This is a genomic window from Methylobacterium sp. PvP105 (assembly GCF_017876975.1).
Lineage (GTDB): Bacteria > Pseudomonadota > Alphaproteobacteria > Rhizobiales > Beijerinckiaceae > Methylobacterium > Methylobacterium radiotolerans.
On the sequence record NZ_JAGIPA010000001.1, the window covers coordinates 2,834,524 to 2,852,383 of the forward strand.

Consider the following 17,860-nt stretch of genomic DNA (forward strand, 5'->3'; position numbering starts at 1 on the left):
TGAGACGATTGTCCCGGTGCGGTTCTTGCGCCCCGGTGACCAGGACGGCCCCGATCCGCGCGCGCATCCCGACGCGGGACGCTTCGATCCGGGGCCGGCAGAAGGAAAGCGGAATGCACCTGTTCAGGAAGGCGACGCCCACCCTCTTCCCGCTGCGTCCGGGCTCGCCCTACGGCGGCAGCGCCGGCCGGGGCGAGGCCGCGCCGTTCGGGCGTTCCGAGGCGGGCGGACCGGAAGTGACGGCCTTCACCCTCGACAACGGCCTCGACGTGGTGGTCGTCCCCGATCACCGGGCCCCCGTCGCCACCCACATGATCTGGTACCGCAACGGTTCGGCCGATGATCCGCTCGGCCAGTCGGGCATCGCCCACTTCCTCGAGCACCTGATGTTCAAGGGCACCGAGAAGCACCCGGTCGGGGCCTTCTCGAAGGCGGTGTCGGGCCTGGGCGGCCAGGAGAACGCCTTCACCAGCTACGACTACACCGCCTATTTCCAGCGGGTCGCCCGCGACCACCTCGGCACCATGATGGCGTTCGAAGCGGACCGCATGAGCGGCCTCGTCCTCGACGACGCCGTGGTCGCCCCCGAGCGCGACGTGGTGCTGGAGGAGCGGCGCATGCGGGTCGAGACCGACCCCTCCGCCCAGCTCTCCGAGGCGATGGCCGCCGGCCTGTTCGTGCACCATCCCTACGGCATCCCGATCATCGGCTGGATGCACGAGATCGAGGGCCTGAACCGCGAGCACGCGCTGGCCTACTACAAGCGCTTCTACACCCCCGAGAACGCCATCCTGGTGGTGGCCGGCGACGTGACCCCCGACGAGGTCCGGCGCTTGGCCGAGACCACCTACGGCCGCGTCGCGCCCCAGGGCGCCCGGCCCGAGCGTCTGCGGGCGCGGGAGCCGGAGCCGAAGGCCCTGCGCCGCGTCGCCGTCGCCGACCCGAAGGTCGAGCAGCCGACCCTGCAGCGGCTCTACCTGACCCCCTCCTGCATCACCGCCCGCGACGGCGGCTGCCACGACCTCGAGCTGCTGGCCGAGGTGCTGGGCGGCGGCTCGACCTCGTACCTCTACCGCAAGCTGGTCATGGAGAGCGGCCTCGCGGTCAATGCCGGCGCCTGGTACATGGGCTCGGCGATCGACGACACCCGCTTCTCCGTCTACGCGGTGCCCGCCGAGGGCGTGCCGCTGGAGAAGCTGGAGGAGGCCGTCGACCGGGTGCTGCGCCGCGCCCCCGCGGAGGCCCTCGACGCCGAGGCGATCGAGCGCGCCAAGACCCGCCTCGTGGCCGAGACCGTCTACTCCTCCGACAGCCAGTCGTCGCTGGCCCGCATCTACGGCTCGGCGCTGGCGATCGGCGAGACCATCGAGGAGGTCCGCCGCTGGCCGACCGACATCGAGGCGGTGACGCAGGACCGCCTCAAGGGCGCCGCCGAGCGCTGGCTGACGCCGGCCCGCTCGGTCACCGGCTACCTGACCAAGGCGCAGGATCCGGACGCCCCGGTCGCGATGGCCGCCGAGTAACCCCGGGTGCGTCCCGCCGGGCCCGTGACGGGGCCGGACGGGGCGCGTGCCGAACGGGAGCCCTGGCCCGCTCCGCCGTCGCCCGAGAAAGAGACACGAGGTTCCCATGAGCTTGGCCGAGACTCTGGTCGAGACCACCGCCCAAACCGTCAGCTCGCCGACCACGGCGCTGCCGGTGACGACCGCCCCCGGCATCGAGGCGTGGCACGTCGAGTCGCCGGTGGTGCCGATGATCGCCCTGGCCTTCACCTTCGAGGGCGGCGCCGCCCAGGACCCGGCCGGCAAGGCCGGCTGCGCGCAGATGCTGGCGCGGCTCCTCGACGAGGGCGCCGGCGACCTCACCTCCGACCTGTTCCAGGAGCGGCTCGCCGCCCGGGCGATCGAGCTGTCGTTCCACGCGGGCGCCGACGCGGTCGGCGGCTCGCTGAAGATGCTGGTGAAGCACGCCGACGAGGGCATCGCGCTCCTCGCCCTGGCGCTGGCCAAGCCGCGCCTCGACCCCGACGCGATCGAGCGCGTCCGCGCCCAGATCATCGCCGGCCTGCGCTACCAGCAGAACGATCCGGGCGTGCTCGCCTCGCGCCGCTTCTTCAAGGAGGCCTTCGCCGGCCACCCCTACGCCCGCCCGTCCTCCGGCACCGTGGAGAGCGTGACGGCGATCACCCGGGACGACCTGCTGGCGATGCATGCCCGCATCATCGGCCGGGGCCGGGTGAAGGTGGCGGCGGTCGGCGCCATCGGCGCCGAGCAGCTCGCCGAGGGCCTGAACCGCGCCTTCGGGGCCCTGCCGGAGGCCGGCGAACTGAAGGCGGTGCCGCGCACCGAGGTGCACGATCTCGGCAAGCGCGTCATCGTCGACCTCGACGTGCCCCAGTCGGTGATCCGGTTCGGCATGGCCGGCGTGCCGTGGCGCGACCCGGACTTCATCCCGGCCTACGTGCTGAACCACATCCTCGGCGGCGGCGCCTTCACGTCCCGCCTGTTCCAGGAGGTGCGCGAGAAGCGCGGGCTGGCCTACTCGGTGGGCACCTCTCTGGTCAGCCACCGGTCGGCCGCGATGACCTGGGGCTACACCGCCACCAAGAACGAGCGCGTCGGCGAGGCCCTGTCGGTGATCGGCGACGAGATCGGCCGGCTGATCGCCGACGGGCCGGACGACGACGAGCTGCAGAAGGCCAAGGATTACCTGACCGGCTCCTACGCGCTCGGCTTCGACACCTCGACCAAGATCGCCCACCAGCTGGTGCAGATCGCCTTCGAGGAGCTGGGCATGGACTACATCGCCCGCCGCAACGCGATGGTGTCGGCCGTGACCCAGGCGGATATCCGCCGGGCCGCCGCCCGCACCTTCGCGGACGGCAAGATGCTGGTGGTCGCCGCCGGCCGGCCGGTCGGGCTCTGAGGGCCAGGGCTCGGGAACGCGGCTCCGCAAGATCCGCCGCGTCCGGGGGACGATCGGCGCGCCGCGACCCCTTCTCCCTTCCGGGGTGCGGCCCGGAGCGGCGTGGCGCCTCCCGGGCGGCGACCGGTGCAGGCCGACCGCGGCGCTGCGCCGGAGGAACGGGTGCCGGCCTCCCGATCCGCGGGCCGCTCGCAAAGCCGCCGCCGCTCCCCACCTGAGGCGGACGCGGCGAACCCCAGGACCGACATGCAGCTCACCGGTATTCACCACCTCACCGCGGTGACCGCGCGCGCGGCGGAGAACGTCGCCTTCTACACGGGCACGCTCGGGCTGCGGCTCGTGAAGAAGACGGTGAACCAGGACGACGTCTCGGCCTACCACCTGTTCTACGCCGACGGCTTGGCGAGCCCCGGCACCGACATCACCTTCTTCGACTGGCCGGCGCCCCGGGAGCGGCGGGGCTCCAGCAGCATCACCCGCACGCATCTGCGCGTCCCGGGCGAGGGCGCGGTGGCGTGGTGGCACGCGCGCCTGCGCGAGGCCGGCCTCGTCGAGGCCGAGCCGGTCGCGCGCGACGGGCGCCTCACCCTCGACTTCGAGGATCCGGAGGGCCAGCGCCTCGCCCTGGTGGACGATGGCGGGACCGGGCCGGAGCATCCCTGGGACGGATCGCCGGTGCCGGCCGCCTACCAGATCCGCGGCCTCGGCCCGATCCGGCTGTCGGTTCCGGACCCGGCCCGCACCGCCGCCGTGCTGACCGAGGTGCTCGGCATGCGCCGGGACCGCACCTTCGAGACGGGGGACGGCCCGGTGGAGGTCTACGCGATGGGACCCGGCGGCCCGGCCGCGGAGCTCCAGCTCCTGGCCGACCGGTCCGCGCCGGCCCGCCAGGGCGCGGGCGCGGTCCACCACGTCGCCTTCCGCATCCCGGACGGGGCGTACGAGGCCTGGGCCGACAGGCTCAGGGCGGCGCGGGTGCCGAGCAGCGGGCCGGTGGACCGCTACTACTTCCGCAGCCTCTATTTCCGCGAGCCCAACGGCATCCTGTTCGAGATCGCCACCGACGGGCCGGGCTTCACCGCGGACGAGCCCCTGGAGACCCTGGGCGAGCGCCTGGCCCTGCCGCCGTTCCTGGAGCCGCGCCGGGCCGAGATCGAGGCCGGGCTGACGCCGCTCCGGCCCGGCGCCCCCGCCTGAGGGCGCGGCGCGGGGCCCGCCCGGCGGCAACCCTCCCATGTCCCGGGCGACGCTGCGGGGCGTCCCCGAAGACGCTAAATATTCGAACGATTCCAGGCCGTTCACTTCTTTCGCGTGTGTGATCCCGGCGCGCCTTGACGGGCGTGCTGCAACTGCGAAAGAAGCAGCGCGCGTGTGTTCGCATCCGGATCCGGGCGGGTTCCCTGCCGAGGATCCACCCCCGCCCGAGCGGGGCGGCGGGGATCCCCCGCACCACGGGACCCGAATCGTCGGGACCGTGAGCCGAGCGTCAGAGGATTCGAGGACTGATCCGTCGATGAGCAAGTTCTACGAGGAGCGCGTTCTGTCGGTCCACCACTGGACCGACAACCTGTTCTCGTTCCGCACGACGCGGGATCCGGCGTTCCGGTTCCGCAACGGCGAGTTCACCATGATCGGCCTGGAGGTCGAGGGCCGGCCGCTGCTGCGCGCCTACTCGGTGGTCTCGGCCAACTACGAGGAGGAGCTGGAGTTCTTCTCGATCAAGGTCCAGGACGGCCCGCTGACCTCGAAGCTGCAGCACCTGAAGGTCGGCGACCCGATCATCGTCGGCAAGAAGCCCACCGGCACGCTGGTGCTCGACAACCTGCTGCCGGGCCGCAACCTGTACCTGCTGGGCACCGGCACCGGGCTGGCACCGTTCCTGTCGATCATCAAGGATCCCGAGGCCTACGACCGGTTCGAGAAGGTCGTGCTTGTCCACGGCTGCCGGCAGGTGCAGGAGCTGGCCTACGGCGAGACCATCACCGAGACGCTGCCGCGCCACGAGTTCCTGGGCGAGATGATTTCGAACCAGCTGATCTACTACCCGACCGTCACCCGCGAGCCGTTCCGCAACCGCGGCCGGATCACCGACCTGATGGTCTCGGGCAAGCTGTTCGAGGATATCGGCCTGCCGCCGATGTCGATCGAGAACGACCGCTTCATGCTCTGCGGCAGCCCCGACATGATCCGCGACACCCGCGAGCTCCTGTCCTCCCGCGGCTACGAGGAGGGCAACCACGGCGAGGCCGCCCACTACGTCATCGAGAAGGCCTTCGTCGAGAAGTAGCGCGTCCGCGCAGGCCGGTTCGGCTTCAGCCCGGTGCGGTCCGCCGCGCCGGGCTTTTCTGTGCCGGCGCGTCCCCGGATCCGGCCTCGGGGGCGGGGCGCAGGATCGCGCCGTAGCCCTCCTGCGGGTCGCCGACGAAGCGGATGCCGGCCCCCTCGAGGACCGCGCGGATCGCCGCGAGGGTCCGGGTGCGGGGCTGGACCTGCTCGCTCTCGATCATGTTCAGGGTGACGACGGAGACCGCGGCGCGGCTCGCGAGAACCCCCTGCGTCCACTTGAGAAGTCCGCGGCCGGCGCGGATCTGGGCGGCAGTGATCATGGATCCGGGATCGCCCGAACTGAAAGAATTATCAAGTTTCCGGTTGACGCAGGCCGAGCGCGACCGTATCCACCGCGCCATCGGCCTGCCGGGCCGGTGATCTGAAGTTTCCGCACCCTCCCTGTATCCGCGGCCCGCGCGCCGCGGCGGAAGAGTCCGGTTCCCTTCGCGTCGGTCGCCACCGGCAGCCAATCGCAGTTCACCGGCGCGGGCCGGAGACGCTCGGTTATCCCTGTCACGGATCCCCCCGAGCCTCATCGACACGCCCGCGTCACCCGAAGCCCCGTTCGGACGGAGCATGGCATGAAACAGCACGACGGCATCGACGTCGCGGCGTTCGCCCGTCCCGGGCTGATGCGACCGTTACGGTCGTATCGCGGGGCTCTCGGCCCGAGAGGCTGAGCGCGTCTCGAGGACCCTGCGGGCCGGCAGGGGACGGTTATCATCGGTAGAGCGCCGCGGGCTTGTCCCGCGGAGGTTGCGGGTTCGATCCCCGCCGGGGGCCGCGCGGTCGCCGGAGCTCATGCCCGTCCCCGACACCACGACCGCAGGGCCCCGCGAGACGACCGGGGCGCCGACCGTGCGCGGATCCCGGCCGACGATGCGGGCCGGAGAGGAACGGTTATCTTCACGTCAGGGAGGTCGCGGGTTCGAATCCCGCCGGGCCGCGAGGCCCGTAGCTCAGCCCGGATAGAGCGCCCGGACACCGTTCCTCACCCCACGCCCGCATCGCCCGGACGCGGGCCGGAAGACGAAGGTTATCGGGATCCGAGGGGTGCGGGTGCGAGTCCCGCCGGGCCGTCAGGCCCGTAGCTCAAGCAGAGCATCGGACAAGCCCTTCGTCGCCGCCACGCCCGCGCCCGGCCGGACGGAACCCCGCCCCCGACCACACGAGATACCGGCCGCGCGCGAGCGGCGGTGGACGACGCGCCGCGGCCGCGTCCCCGCCCGACCGCGCGCGCCGGGACGCGCCACCGGCCGGCGATCGGCCGCGATGGAGAGAGGAGAGACCGAGAGGAGCCCGCCATGACGAAGCTCGCACAGATGTTCCGGCTCCGCGCCACCCCGCAGACGGAGCCGATCCCCGGCACGGTGCCGAACGCCGCCGGAGGCCACGTCTTCGCGGTCGGCGACTGGGCGCGGCTCGACCGCTTCCTGGTGCTCGGCTCCGAGGGCGGCTCGTACTACGCGAGCCCGCGCGCCCTGACCGCCGCGAACGCGGCGGCGGTGCAGCGGTGCGTCGCGCAGGACGGCGCCCGCGCGGTCGCCGCCATCGTGGCGGTGAGCGAGGGCGGCCGGGCCCCGAAGCAGGATCCGGCGATCTTCGCCCTGGCGCTGGCCGCCGCGTCGGCGGACCTCGCGACCCGGCGCGCGGCCCTCGCGGCCCTGCCGCGGGTCTGCCGCACCGGCACGCATCTGTTCCAGTTCGCCGCCTCGGTCGAGGCGATGCGCGGCTGGGGCCGGGGCCTGCGCCGGGCGGTCGGTAACTGGTACTGCGCCAAGCCCGTGGAGGCCCTGGCCTTCCAGGCGGTGAAGTACCGGACCCGCCAGGGCTGGTCGCACCGCGACCTGCTGCGGCTGGCCCACCCGGAGACGGAGGAGCCCGCCCGGAAGGCGCTGTTCGACTGGATCTGCCGCGGCACCGTGACCGAGGCCGCACCCGGGATCGTCCACGCCTTCGCGCGGGTGCAGGCGCCGGGCGTCGACGGGGCGGTGGCCGCCGCCCTGGTGCGCTCCCACGGCCTGCCCTGGGAGGCGCTGCCGACCGGGCTGATGGGCAGCCGCGCGGTGAACGAGGCCCTGATCGAGCGGATGCCGGTCGGAGCCCTCGTGCGCCAGCTCGGCCGCCTGACGGCCGCGGGGGTGCTCGCGCCCTTCTCCGAGGGCACCGAGCACGTCCGGGCGGTCCTGTCGGACCGGGAGCGGATCCTGCGGGCGCGCCTGCACCCGATGGCGCTGCTGCTGGCCCTCGCGACCTACGCCTCCGGGCGCGGTCAGCGGGGCACGCTCACCTGGGAGCCGGTGGCGGCGATCGTCGAGGCGCTGAACGCCGCGTTCTACACGGCGTTCGGCGCGGTCGAGCCCACGGGCCAGCGCCTCGTGCTGGCACTGGACGTCTCGGGCTCGATGGGCGCCAGCACGGTCGCGGGCTCGACGCTCACGGCCCGGGAGGCGGCCGCCGCGATGGCGCTCGTCACCGCGGCGACCGAGGAGCGCTGGCAGGTGCTGGGCTTCACCGCCGAGGCCGGCCGGGCCTGGAGCCAGGGGGCCGCGCTGACGCCGCTGCCGATCGGGCCGTCGACGCGGCTCGATCAGGCGGTGCGGGTGACCGCCGACCTGCCGTTCGGCGCCACCGACTGCGCCCTGCCGATGCGCTGGGCGCTGGAGCGGGGCGTGAAGGCCGACGCGTTCGTGGTCTACACGGACTCGGAGACCTGGGCGGGGCCGGTCCACCCGGTCCAGGCGCTGCGGGCGTACCGGGAGAAGACCGGGATCCCGGCGAAGCTGGTGGTCGTGGGGCTGGTCTCCAACGGCTTCAGCATCGCCGACCCGGAGGATCCCGGCATGCTCGACGTGGTCGGCTTCGACACCGCGGCTCCGGCCGTGATCGCGGACTTCATCCGCGCGTGAGACGGGGCGGGCGGCTCTTCCGGGCTGCCCGCCCTATTGCTGCGGGACGCCCGGCATCCCGTCCGCGAAGGGGCCGCCGCCGGCGCTGAACAGCTTGCGCAGGAAGCCCGGGGCGATCGCCGAGAGCGGGTTCACGCTCACGTCCGGCGAGGCGAGCTTGCCGGAGACGCGGAAATTGACCGCGAACAGGCCCTCGTTGTGGCCGCCGCCGAGCAGCGGCCCGAGCAGCGGCAGCTGCGAGGCCACGTTGTTCAGGCCGTAGAGCGGCACGAAGGTGCCGGTCATGTCGGTGCGCTCGCGGCCGGTATCGAGCCAGCCCGACAGGGTGAACCCCATGGCGGCGTTCGAGATCGCCGCGTCGGTGAAGTCGACGCGGGTACCGGTGCGCACGAAATTGGCGCGCATGCGGTCGAAGGTGACGTCGCCCGCCCCCCGGCCCGGGGCGACCCGGCGGCCGCGGGCCGTCTCCGCGTCGGTCGGCTCCGGGCCCTGCGCCATGATGCTCGACAGCGCGGGCTCGTTGCGCAGGATGAAGTCGCGGATCTGGACGACGCCGGATTGCGGGCCGTCGTTGAGGCCGATCCCGGCCGTCAGCCGGCCACCATACATCCGCCGGTACACGTCGACGAACCGCAGCGTCGCGCCGGCATCGGCCGATTCCACCGACAGGGTCGGCACGCCGCGCTCGCCGCGGGTGACCGTGGCGGCGAAGGGCGCCGCGCGGAAGCGCCCGGTGATGTTGGCGGCCCGCAGGGTCTTCCCGTGCAGGGCGAGCTTCAGGGTGGCGCCGGTCAGCGCCTCCTCGTTGAAGCCGGTGACGATGGGCACCTGGATGTCGGCGTCGATATCCTTCGGATTCGCGTCCTTCGCCTCCCGGCCGCCCTTGGAGTCGGGGCCGCCCAGGGATTTCAGGAACGGCCGGGCATCGGCCACCGCCCCCCGGACCACGACCTTGTAGCCGCCGCCGGTGCGGTCGAGGCTCACGCGCAGGTCGTCGCCGGGGGAGAGCTTGACGCTGCTCAGGTCCGCCCGCTCGAGGCCGCCCTCCTGGGTGATCGAGACGGTGCCGCGCGCGCTCGCCGGGGCCGCGTCGAGGGCGAAGTCGCGCAGCTCGAAGGTCTGGCCGCCGTCGACCAGGGTGAAGGTGAGCCGCCCCGGCTTGCCCGGGGGCTTGGTCAACCCCGGGATCAGCCCGTCGATCCCGGCCTTCGCCAGATCCGCCTCGACCCGGATCGGCGGCTTGCCGGATCCCGGCCGGCCGATCTGCACCACCGCGCGGACCGGGATGGTGCCGGTGAGCTGCGGCGCGGTCGGCAGGCCCTTGCGGCCGCGGACCGCCTCGTCGAGCGACACGTTGACCACCGCCTCGCCGGGCTGCCCGACCTTCGGCTGGCGCAGGTCGACCGACATGGGCGCGCCCGCGACCCGTCCGTCGCCCTTCAGCGTGAAGGCGCCCCGGTCGTAGACGAGGTTGAACCGGCCCGACTCGAGCCGGTCCCGGCCCATCACCTTGTCGACCGAGAGGTCGGCCAGCGAGCCGGTCAGCGTCACCGGCAGGTCCGGCAGGTCGGGGATGTGCTTGAGGTCGAGGGGGAAGTCGACGCGCAGGTCGGCGCTGCCCTTGATCGTGGCGGGGTCGAGGTCGACGCTCATCACGCTCTTGAACAGCTTGGCCTGGAGCACGGAGGCCATGCCGTCGGCGCCGCCGGAGAGCCGCATCCCGATCTGGGCCACGACCCGGTCGGGGGTGATCTGCGGGATGACGAAGCTGCCGTCCGAGATGGCGAGCCCGCGCCCGTCCGGCCCGTGGACCTCGGCGGTCACGTTGCGCACCGTGGTCGAGCGCCCGGTGATCACGCCGACGACGTTGCCCTTGGTCACGGGCGGCGCGTCGGCGGTGACGTCGATGGCCGCGTCCGAGACGTGGAAGTCGATGTGGACGGCGTCGTCCGGGGCCGGGTCGCCCCGGGTCGCGGCGGCCAGGACCGAGCCGGACATCTTCACCTTGATGTCGACGGAATCGACGCGGCCGCGGCGGAGCTGGTCCACCAGGTAGGTCCGGGCCGGCGGGGCGATGTGCTCCGGCCAGAGCCGCAGCCCGGTGCGGACCTCGCCGTCGTGGCCGGCGAGGTGCAGGGTCAGGCCGCCGTCGTCGGCGCTGGTGCCGATCGTGCCGGTGATCGCGCCCTTCACGCCGGGACCCGACAGGGTCAGCGCGTCGATGGCGATGCCGCCGTCGCGGCCCGAGAGCTGCGCGTCGAGGGCGTCGATCTTCACCGGCGCGTCCTGCGGGGTCGCCCCGCGTAAGGTGGCGTCGCGGCTCGCCAGCGTCGCGGTCCAGGCCGTGCTCGCGTCGGGCGGGCCGCCCTTCCACGTCCCCGTGAGGTGCACGGCGTTGCCGGCCCCGCGATAGTCCAGGCCGGTGAGCGACATCACGCGGTTGGCCTCGTCCCAGTCCAGCGAGGCGTCGAGGCTCTCGACCGTGACCGGGTTGAAGTCCTTCTCCTCGATCAGGAACGTGCCGTCGCCGGTGTGGAGCTTGGCGTTCATGGTCCGGATGCGGCCGGCCGTCAGGCTGACGTCGGCGCGGGCCGAGAGCTTCAGGTCGGTGGTCAGCGGCAGGCCGGACTGGCCCGAGAGCAGCAGGAGATCGGTGACCGGCAGGTCGTCGAGGGTGATGACGCCCGAGCGCTCCTGCCCGTCCGCGCCGTCGCGCAGCGTGCCGCCGAAGCGCCACTCGCCGTGCGGCCCGTCGAGCCGCAATTCGAAGTTCCGGGTCCCGTTGACCGGGTCGCGCCCGAACAGGCCGTTGACCCGCGCGAAGACCGCGCGCTCGTGCCCGTCCTCGTCGATCAGCCGCAGCCGCGCGTCGGTGACGCGGGCGCGGTCGAGGGCGCCGACCACGCCGCCCGTATCGAGGACGACCCCGAAGATCGACGCGATCGCGGCCGAGAGCGGCGACACGGTGCCGCGCACCCCGTCCACGCTCGGCGGCGTGTGCGGCGCGACGTCGACCGGGTGGTTGGCCTCCGAGGCCGCGAAGGCGATGGAGCCGTCCCGGTGCAGCAGCGCGGTGGTCTGCGTCTCGCGGAACTCGATCGAGCGCGGCTGCAGGTTGAGCCGCAGGAGACTCCAGAGGTCGAGGCTGACGAGTGCCAGGGGCGCGCGCACCACGAGGTCGCCCTGCGGGTTGCGGATGTCGAGGCCGGAGAAGCGCAGGCTCAGCGCGTTCTCGCGGTCGAGCTCCAGGCTGCTGCCGCGCAGCCCGATGCTCCAGCCGGGCCCGATCCGCTCGGCCACGGCGGCGGCGACGCGGCGCGACAGGCCGTCGATCTGCAGCGGCCCGTTCGACAGGCGCAGGGCCACGAGGCCGACACCGGCGCCGACGAGCAGCACCAGCGCGAGGGCGCTCACGAGGCAGACGCCGCCGACGCGTCGCGCCTTCCCCCGAGGCCTGCATGCCGGCGTTGTCTCGTCCGCCATCGGGACCTTTGTTCCGGGGTCTCTGCGCGCGGCGCCCTCGGGCTCCGCGGCCGGTGGATCGAAGCGCGCCCGCGCTTTACAGCGGCCGCGACTCCGGGCTTGGCTCGGACGTGCGCGGGGCCCATCGCTCGAGCCGGCGCACGAGATCGGTTGCACATCATCAATCGGCCGAAAGGAAGGCACGATGCCGCTGTCAGAGGGGGATCCCGCCCCCGATTTCGACCTTCCCGCTTCGGGCGGAGGGCGCGTGGGACTGTCCGCGCTCCGCGGTCACAAAGTCGTGCTCTACTTCTACCCGAAGGACGACACGAGCGGATGCACGCTGGAGGCGCAGGACTTCAACGGTCTGCTGCCGGCCTTCGCGGAGGCGGACGCCAAGGTCGTCGGCCTGTCGCCGGACCCGGTGAAGAGCCACGACAAGTTCTGCGGCAAGTACGGCCTGACCTTCCCGCTCGCCGCGGACGAGGACAAGACCGTGCTCGAGGCCTACGGCGTCTGGGTCGAGAAGAGCATGTACGGGCGCAAGTACATGGGCGTGGAGCGCACCACCGTGCTGGTCGACCGGGAGGGGCGCGTCGCCAGGATCTGGCCGAAGGTGAAGGTGCCCGGCCACGCCGAGGCCGTCCTGGCGGCCGCCCGCGCGCTGCCCTGACGCCCCCTGACGCCCCCTGACGCCCGCCGCCCGGATCGGCGGAACGCCCGGCGCGCGACGGATCCTTAACCCTACCGAGGTCTGAATGGCGGCTCCTCCGGTGCCGTCCCGATGCAGTCTCCGAAGTTCCTCGCGCGTCTCAGGCCGCACCGGCCGACCCCCTGGCTCGCCGCCGGCCTCGCCCTGGCGCTGGCCTGGGCGCTCGGGGCCTCCTACCTGATCGTGTTCCACGACGACGTGCTGGCCGGCTTCGTGGCCCGGCAGGCCGCCCTGCGCGACGCCTACGAGGCGCGCATCGGCGAGCTCCTGGACCGGCTCGACCGCGACCGGAGCGACCGGGCGGGGAGCGAGGCGGGGCTGGCCGACCGGGTCGCGGCCGCCCTGGAGCGCCAGGCCGAGCTGGAGCGGCGCACCGCCGCCCTCGCCGACCTCGCGCGGCAGGCCCTGCCCGAGCCGTCCGCCACCGGCGACCTGCCCGGTCGGCCCGACGGAGCGCGCGGCGGGGGCTACGACGATCTCTTCCTGCGTCCGACCGAGGGGCCGGCTCCGGAGCCGCGCTCCGCCCGCGATCCCCTGCCGCGGCGCGGCGCGCGCGAGGCCGAGACCGGGCTGATCCGGCTGGAGGCTCGGCTCGACGGCGTTCAGGCGGCCCAGGGCGAGCGCCTCGCCGGGCTGGCCGCCCGGGCCGGGGACGCGGTGCGGCGGCTGCGCGGCCTGATCGGCCGCACCGGTCTCGACCCTGACCGCCTCGATCCCGACCGCACCGGCGCGGCCGCACCGGCCGCCGGGCTGGGCGGACCGTTCGTGCCTCTGGACGGCCGCGCCCTTGACGGCCGCGCCCTGGACGGCACCGGCTTCGCGGAGGGCCTCGCCCTGGCCCGGCGGACGCTCGACGACGGCGAGCGCCTGCGCCGGCTCGCCGCCACGCTGCCCCTGGGCCGCCCGATCCGGGGCCCCTCGGCCGTGTCGAGCCCGTTCGGCACGCGCCTCGATCCCTTCACCCGCGGCCTCGCCTTGCATACCGGGCTCGACCTGAAGGCGGAGTACGGCGAGCCCGCCCGCGCCACCGCGCCGGGCCGGGTGATCGCCGCCGAGGCCGCGGGCGGCTACGGCAACATGGTCGAGATCGACCACGGCCACGGCGTCAGCACCCGGTTCGGCCATCTCGCCCGCATCGCGGTCCGCCCCGGGCAGCGCGTGGCCGCGGGCGACGTAGTCGGCGCCGTCGGCTCGACGGGGCGCTCCACCGGGGCGCATCTCCACTACGAGACCCGCATCGACGGCGAGCCGGTGGATCCGCAGCGCTTCCTGGAGGCCGGCGCCACCGTCGCGGCGGCCGGGCTCGGCGCCGACTGAGCCGTCGCGGTGGTCGCCGTGTGCGGGCCGCCGTGACGCGCGACGCCCGCGCGGGGATGGCCTTCCGGGCCGGACCTGTTGCGGGCGGCCGGCCCGGTGCTACGATCCGGCCGAGGTGGGGATCGGCGATGGCTCTGGCCGCGATGCGCGACGCGCGGATGGATGTGTCCGAGTTCAGGCTCTGGGTGGAGGGCCGGCCCGCGCACGAGCGCTGGGAGCTGCTCGACGGCGAGCCCGTGCTCATGGCGTCGCCGCGGGAGCGGCATCGGCGAATCGTCATGAACCTGGCGGGACGACTCGACGCCCTGGCGGAGCCGCGAGGCTGCCGCGCCATGCCGGGGCTGGCGATCCTCAGCGCCGCGATGGACGATTTCGCCCCGATCCCCGACGTGGTGGTGCGGTGCGGGCCGCCGCTGCCGGAGGGCTACGCCGCCGACCCGCTCCTCGTCGCCGAGGTGCTCTCGCCCTCGACCATGAGTCTCGACCGCGGCCGGAAGATCGACTTCTACCGGACCGTGCCGAGCCTCGCGGTGCTGCTGATCGTCTATTCCGACGAGGCGCGGGTCGAGGTCTGGCGGCGCGCGGGCGACGCCTGGAGCGTCGCGGCCCTCGGGCTCGACGGCACCGTGTCGCTGCCGGAGCTCGACGGCGCCGTGCCGGTGCGCGACCTCTACCGCGGTCTCGCCTTCTGAGCGGCCGCACCCCACCTGATCGAACGGCGAAGCATCAAGGCACCGACTTGCCCCATTTCGAAGATTTCTACGCGGCCAAGCTGCGCGGCTCCCTCGGCGTGACCGACGCCGAGTCGGTGCTCGACCTGCGCGGCACCAACCGGGCGACCGCCGAGGCCTCGCTCAAGGACATGCTGGAGCGCAGCCGCTTCGCCAAGGGCAAGACCGTGGCGATCCGGCTCGATCCGCCCCCGGAGGGCGGCGGCGAGACCCTGTTCCAGCCGGCCGGGCGCCTGCTCCTCGACGCGAAGCGCCGCGGCCTGATCGAGCGCCTCCAGACCCTGCCGGCCCAGGACGGCCTCGGCTTCTACGTGGCGCTCACCGGCCGGGCCGAGCGGACGCCGATGTAGGGCGGCCGCGGAGGTTGTGCCGGCAACGGATCGGGTGCGCGCCGCCGGGCGTTGAACGCTCCCGCCCGACAGGCCCGCCCGACAGGATGCCGCCCGTGCCCGACGCCCGATTCCCCGAAGCCCGGTCCCGCCGATGAGGACCCTTCCCGGCGGCCGCAACGCGATCGAGCGCATCGCCCGCTTCGGCTACGGCGCCCGCGGCGTGGTCTACATCGTGGTCGGCGCCCTCGCCCTGCTGGCGGCCCTGGGGCATGGCGGCCGGGCCGGCGACAGCAAGGACGCGCTCCGCGCCGTGATGGCCGGTCCGTTCGGCGCGGCCGTCGTCGGCCTGATCGCCCTCGGCCTCGCCGGCTTCGCCCTCTGGCGCCTCGTCGAGGGGATCACCGACGCCGACCGGCGGGGCACCTCCGCCAAGGGCCTCGCGGTGCGCGGCGCCCACCTGATCAGCGCCGGGCTCTATCTCGGCCTCGCCGCCAGCGCGGCCTCGCTCAGCCTCGGCCTGGGCATGAGCGGCGGCGACGGCGTGCATGACGGGACCGCGTGGCTCCTGAGCAAGCCCTTCGGCCGCTGGCTCGTGGCCCTGGTCGGCCTCGCGGTGGTGGCGGGCGGCTTCGGCTTCCTCGGCAAGGCCTGGCGCGGGGACGTCACCGACCGCCTCGCCCTCGACGCCCGGGCCCGGGACCGCTGGGCCGGCCCGATCGGCCGGTTCGGCTACGCGGCGCGGGGCCTCGCCTTCCTGATCATCGGCGGGTTCCTCGTGGCGGCGGCGTGGCACCAGCGCTCCTCGGATGCCAAGGGCCTGTCCGAGGCGTTCGCGCTGCTGCGCGCCCAGCCCTACGGCTGGATCCTCCTCGGGCTCGTGGCGGCCGGCCACGCCGCCTTCGGGGCTTTCGGGCTCATCCAGGCCCGCTACCGGCACATCGACGCCCCCGACATCGACCGGGTGGACGATGCGGCCGGTGCGGCGGCCCGGGCGCTCGGCTGAGGCCCGCGCCCGCGCGGCCGCCGGCCCCGGACGGGCCGCGTTGACAGGGCCGGTGCCGCGGCGGATACCCCCGGCATCCCATCCGGCCCACGATGCAGCAGCGCCTCTACAAGACCGCGGTGATGGTGACCCACGACCTCGCGGCGACCGCTGCCGCCGTGGTGCTCACCTTCCTGTTCCGCTTCCAGGGCGGCATGCTGGCCGAGCGCCTGCACGCCCTGCCTCTGCTGCTGCCGCCGTTCCTGGTCCTCGCCGGCCTCGTCTACGGCCGCTTCCGGCTCTACCGAACCAAGTGGCGCTTCGCCTCGCTGCAGGACCTCGCCGGCATCGTCCGGGCGGCCAGCGTCCTGGCCCTGGCGCTGCTGGTCATCGACTGGGTGCTGGTCTCGTCCGACCTCTACGGCTTCTACTTCTTCGGCAAGATCGCGATCCTGCTCTACTGGGTTCTGCAGATCTTCTTCCTGGGCGGCACGCGCCTGGCGTTCCGCTACCTCAAGGACACGCGCTCCCGGCAGTCGAGCGCGCGGGCCGCCACCGTCCCGACCCTGCTCCTGGGGCGCGGCGCCGACATGGACGTGCTGATCCGGGCGATCGAGTCGGGCTCGGTGCGGAAGCTCGCGCCGCGGGGCATCCTGTCGCCCCGGGCGGACGAGCGCGGCCAGTTCATGCGCGGCGTGCCGGTGCTCGGCGGCTTCCCGGATCTCGAGCGGGTGGTCGCCGACCTCGCCGCGCGGGGCGAGCCGGTGCGGCGGCTCGTGGCCGCCCCGAGCGCCCTCGTGCCGGAGGCGGCGCCGGACGACCTGATCGCCCGCGCCCGGCGCCTCGGCCTGCCCCTCGCCCGGGTCGTCGGCCTCGGCGAGGGCGTGCAGGGGCCGGAACTGGCGCCGCTGGAGATCGAGGACCTGCTGCTGCGGCCGACCGTCGCCATCGACCGGCCGCGCCTGGAGGCGTTCCTCGCCGGCCGCCGGGTCGTGGTGACCGGCGGCGGCGGCTCGATCGGCTCGGAGATCTGCCTGCGGGCCGTGGCCTTCGGGGCCGCGGCGGTGCTTGTGCTCGAATCCTCCGAGCCGGCGCTCCACGGCATCCTCAGCCACCCCGCGATCCTGGCCGCGGAGGCCGCCGTGACGGGGGTGCTGGCCGATATCCGCGACCGGGAGCGGACGCACGCGGTGATCGCGGCGTTCCGGCCCGACTACGTGCTCCACGCCGCCGCGCTGAAGCAGGTGCCCTACCTGGAGCGGGACTGGCAGGAGGGCATCAAGACCAACGTGTTCGGCTCGATCAACGTCGCGGAGGCGGCGGTGGCGTCCGGCGCCCGCGCCCTGGTGATGATCTCCACCGACAAGGCGATCGAGCCGGTCTCGCAGCTCGGCGTCACCAAGCGCTTCGCCGAGATGGTCGCCCAGGCCCTCGACGCCGCGCAGGCGGCGCGGCCGGACCACCCGACCCGGCTGATCGCCGTGCGCTTCGGCAACGTGCTGGGCTCCGTGGGCTCGGTGGTACCGGTGTTCAAGGCGCAGATCGCCCGTGGCGGCCCGGTCACCGTCACCCACCCGGACATGGTCCGCTACTTCATGACCGTGCGCGAGGCCTGCGACCTCGTGCTGACGGCGGCCTCGCACGCCGACGGCGAGGCGCGGGCGGGCGCGGAGCGCGCCGCGGTCTACGTGCTCAAGATGGGGCAGCCGGTGCGGATCGCCGACCTGGCCGAGCGGATGATCCGGCTGGCCGGCTTCGAGCCCGGCACCGAGATCGAGATCGCCTATACCGGCGCCCGGCCGGGCGAGCGGCTCAACGAGATCCTGTTCGCCCGCGAGGAGCCCCGGATCGCCCTGCCGGGCATCGACGGGGTGATGGCGGCGCGGCCGGTCTTCGCCGACCGGGACCGGCTCGACGCCTGGGTGGCGCGGCTGCGCGACGCCGTGTCGGCCGGCGACCGGGCGGCCGCCGAGGCCGTGTTCGAGGCGGCCATCCCGCATTTCCGCGAGCGCGCCGTCCTCCGCCCCGGGCCGCCCCAGGAAGCCGCGGAGCGAGCCGCGGCGCCGGCCGGCGGCCCGCCGCGCGCCGACGCCGCGCCCGCCACTGCGCCCGCCGCCCTCGGCTGATCCGGGCGGCCCCGGGAGCGCGTCCCGGGGCCCCCG

General features: G+C 74.1%; 13 protein-coding genes and 2 tRNA genes. 13 read left to right on the forward strand and 2 right to left on the reverse strand.

Translation table 11 applies throughout. From position 1 onward, the window contains the following. The first annotated feature begins 113 nt into the window (after positions 1 to 113). The 4 genes from J3A75_RS13430 to J3A75_RS13445 all read left to right on the forward strand — a co-directional run bounded on the left by J3A75_RS13430 (position 114) and on the right by J3A75_RS13445 (position 5,212). Positions 114 to 1,523, forward strand: a complete 1,410-nt coding sequence (locus J3A75_RS13430) for a M16 family metallopeptidase (RefSeq protein ID WP_012318782.1) — start codon at positions 114 to 116, stop codon at positions 1,521 to 1,523. Between the two features lie 106 nt (positions 1,524 to 1,629). Further along, the gene (locus J3A75_RS13435) at positions 1,630 to 2,925 is read left to right on the forward strand and encodes a M16 family metallopeptidase (protein WP_012318783.1); all 1,296 of its coding nucleotides are present in this window, start codon (positions 1,630 to 1,632) and stop codon (positions 2,923 to 2,925) included. A 246-nt stretch (positions 2,926 to 3,171) separates the two neighbouring features. After that, positions 3,172 to 4,122 carry a ring-cleaving dioxygenase gene (locus tag J3A75_RS13440; RefSeq protein WP_012318784.1) on the forward strand — a complete coding sequence of 317 codons (951 nt, stop codon included), beginning with the start codon at positions 3,172 to 3,174 and terminating at the stop codon, positions 4,120 to 4,122. A gap of 316 nt (positions 4,123 to 4,438) precedes the next feature. Continuing rightward, on the forward strand, positions 4,439 to 5,212 hold the full coding sequence (locus J3A75_RS13445) for a ferredoxin--NADP reductase (protein WP_012318785.1): 774 nt from the start codon (positions 4,439 to 4,441) through the stop codon (positions 5,210 to 5,212). A gap of 25 nt (positions 5,213 to 5,237) precedes the next feature. Here J3A75_RS13445 and J3A75_RS13450 read toward each other — a convergent pair whose 3' ends face one another. After that, entirely contained in the window at positions 5,238 to 5,531 is a 294-nt protein-coding gene (locus J3A75_RS13450; RefSeq protein WP_012318786.1) for a helix-turn-helix domain-containing protein, read from the reverse strand. A 603-nt stretch (positions 5,532 to 6,134) separates the two neighbouring features. Here J3A75_RS13450 and J3A75_RS13455 point away from each other — a divergent pair. From J3A75_RS13455 to J3A75_RS13465, 3 genes are all read left to right on the forward strand, one after another. Next, a tRNA-Ser gene (locus J3A75_RS13455) sits at positions 6,135 to 6,201 on the forward strand. Continuing rightward, positions 6,202 to 6,333, forward strand: a tRNA-OTHER gene (locus J3A75_RS13460). 224 nt (positions 6,334 to 6,557) lie between these two features. After that, complete coding sequence (locus tag J3A75_RS13465) at positions 6,558 to 8,162, forward strand: TROVE domain-containing protein (protein ID WP_070999312.1); 1,605 nt, start codon at positions 6,558 to 6,560, stop codon at positions 8,160 to 8,162. Positions 8,163 to 8,195: 33 nt separating this feature from the next. Here J3A75_RS13465 and J3A75_RS13470 read toward each other — a convergent pair whose 3' ends face one another. Then, positions 8,196 to 11,645, reverse strand: coding sequence for a DUF3971 domain-containing protein (locus tag J3A75_RS13470; protein WP_058607888.1), 3,450 nt, complete (start codon positions 11,643 to 11,645; stop codon positions 8,196 to 8,198). Between the two features lie 184 nt (positions 11,646 to 11,829). Between J3A75_RS13470 and J3A75_RS13475 the strand changes: the two genes are divergently transcribed. The 6 genes from J3A75_RS13475 to J3A75_RS13500 all read left to right on the forward strand — a co-directional run bounded on the left by J3A75_RS13475 (position 11,830) and on the right by J3A75_RS13500 (position 17,824). Further along, positions 11,830 to 12,297, forward strand: a complete 468-nt coding sequence (locus J3A75_RS13475) for a peroxiredoxin (protein ID WP_012318789.1) — start codon at positions 11,830 to 11,832, stop codon at positions 12,295 to 12,297. 111 nt (positions 12,298 to 12,408) lie between these two features. Next, a complete protein-coding gene (locus J3A75_RS13480; RefSeq protein WP_209650285.1) occupies positions 12,409 to 13,653 on the forward strand; it encodes a M23 family metallopeptidase in 1,245 nt (414 codons plus the stop codon). Between the two features lie 128 nt (positions 13,654 to 13,781). Continuing rightward, positions 13,782 to 14,345, forward strand: coding sequence for a Uma2 family endonuclease (locus tag J3A75_RS13485; RefSeq protein WP_070999317.1), 564 nt, complete (start codon positions 13,782 to 13,784; stop codon positions 14,343 to 14,345). Between the two features lie 47 nt (positions 14,346 to 14,392). Continuing rightward, positions 14,393 to 14,734 carry a hypothetical protein gene (locus tag J3A75_RS13490; protein ID WP_012318792.1) on the forward strand — a complete coding sequence of 114 codons (342 nt, stop codon included), beginning with the start codon at positions 14,393 to 14,395 and terminating at the stop codon, positions 14,732 to 14,734. Positions 14,735 to 14,867: 133 nt separating this feature from the next. Then, positions 14,868 to 15,719 (forward strand): DUF1206 domain-containing protein, encoded by an 852-nt coding sequence (locus J3A75_RS13495; RefSeq protein WP_012318793.1) that lies wholly within the window; start codon positions 14,868 to 14,870, stop codon positions 15,717 to 15,719. Positions 15,720 to 15,811: 92 nt separating this feature from the next. Next, positions 15,812 to 17,824 (forward strand): SDR family NAD(P)-dependent oxidoreductase, encoded by a 2,013-nt coding sequence (locus J3A75_RS13500; protein ID WP_053621725.1) that lies wholly within the window; start codon positions 15,812 to 15,814, stop codon positions 17,822 to 17,824. Positions 17,825 to 17,860 lie beyond the last annotated feature (36 nt).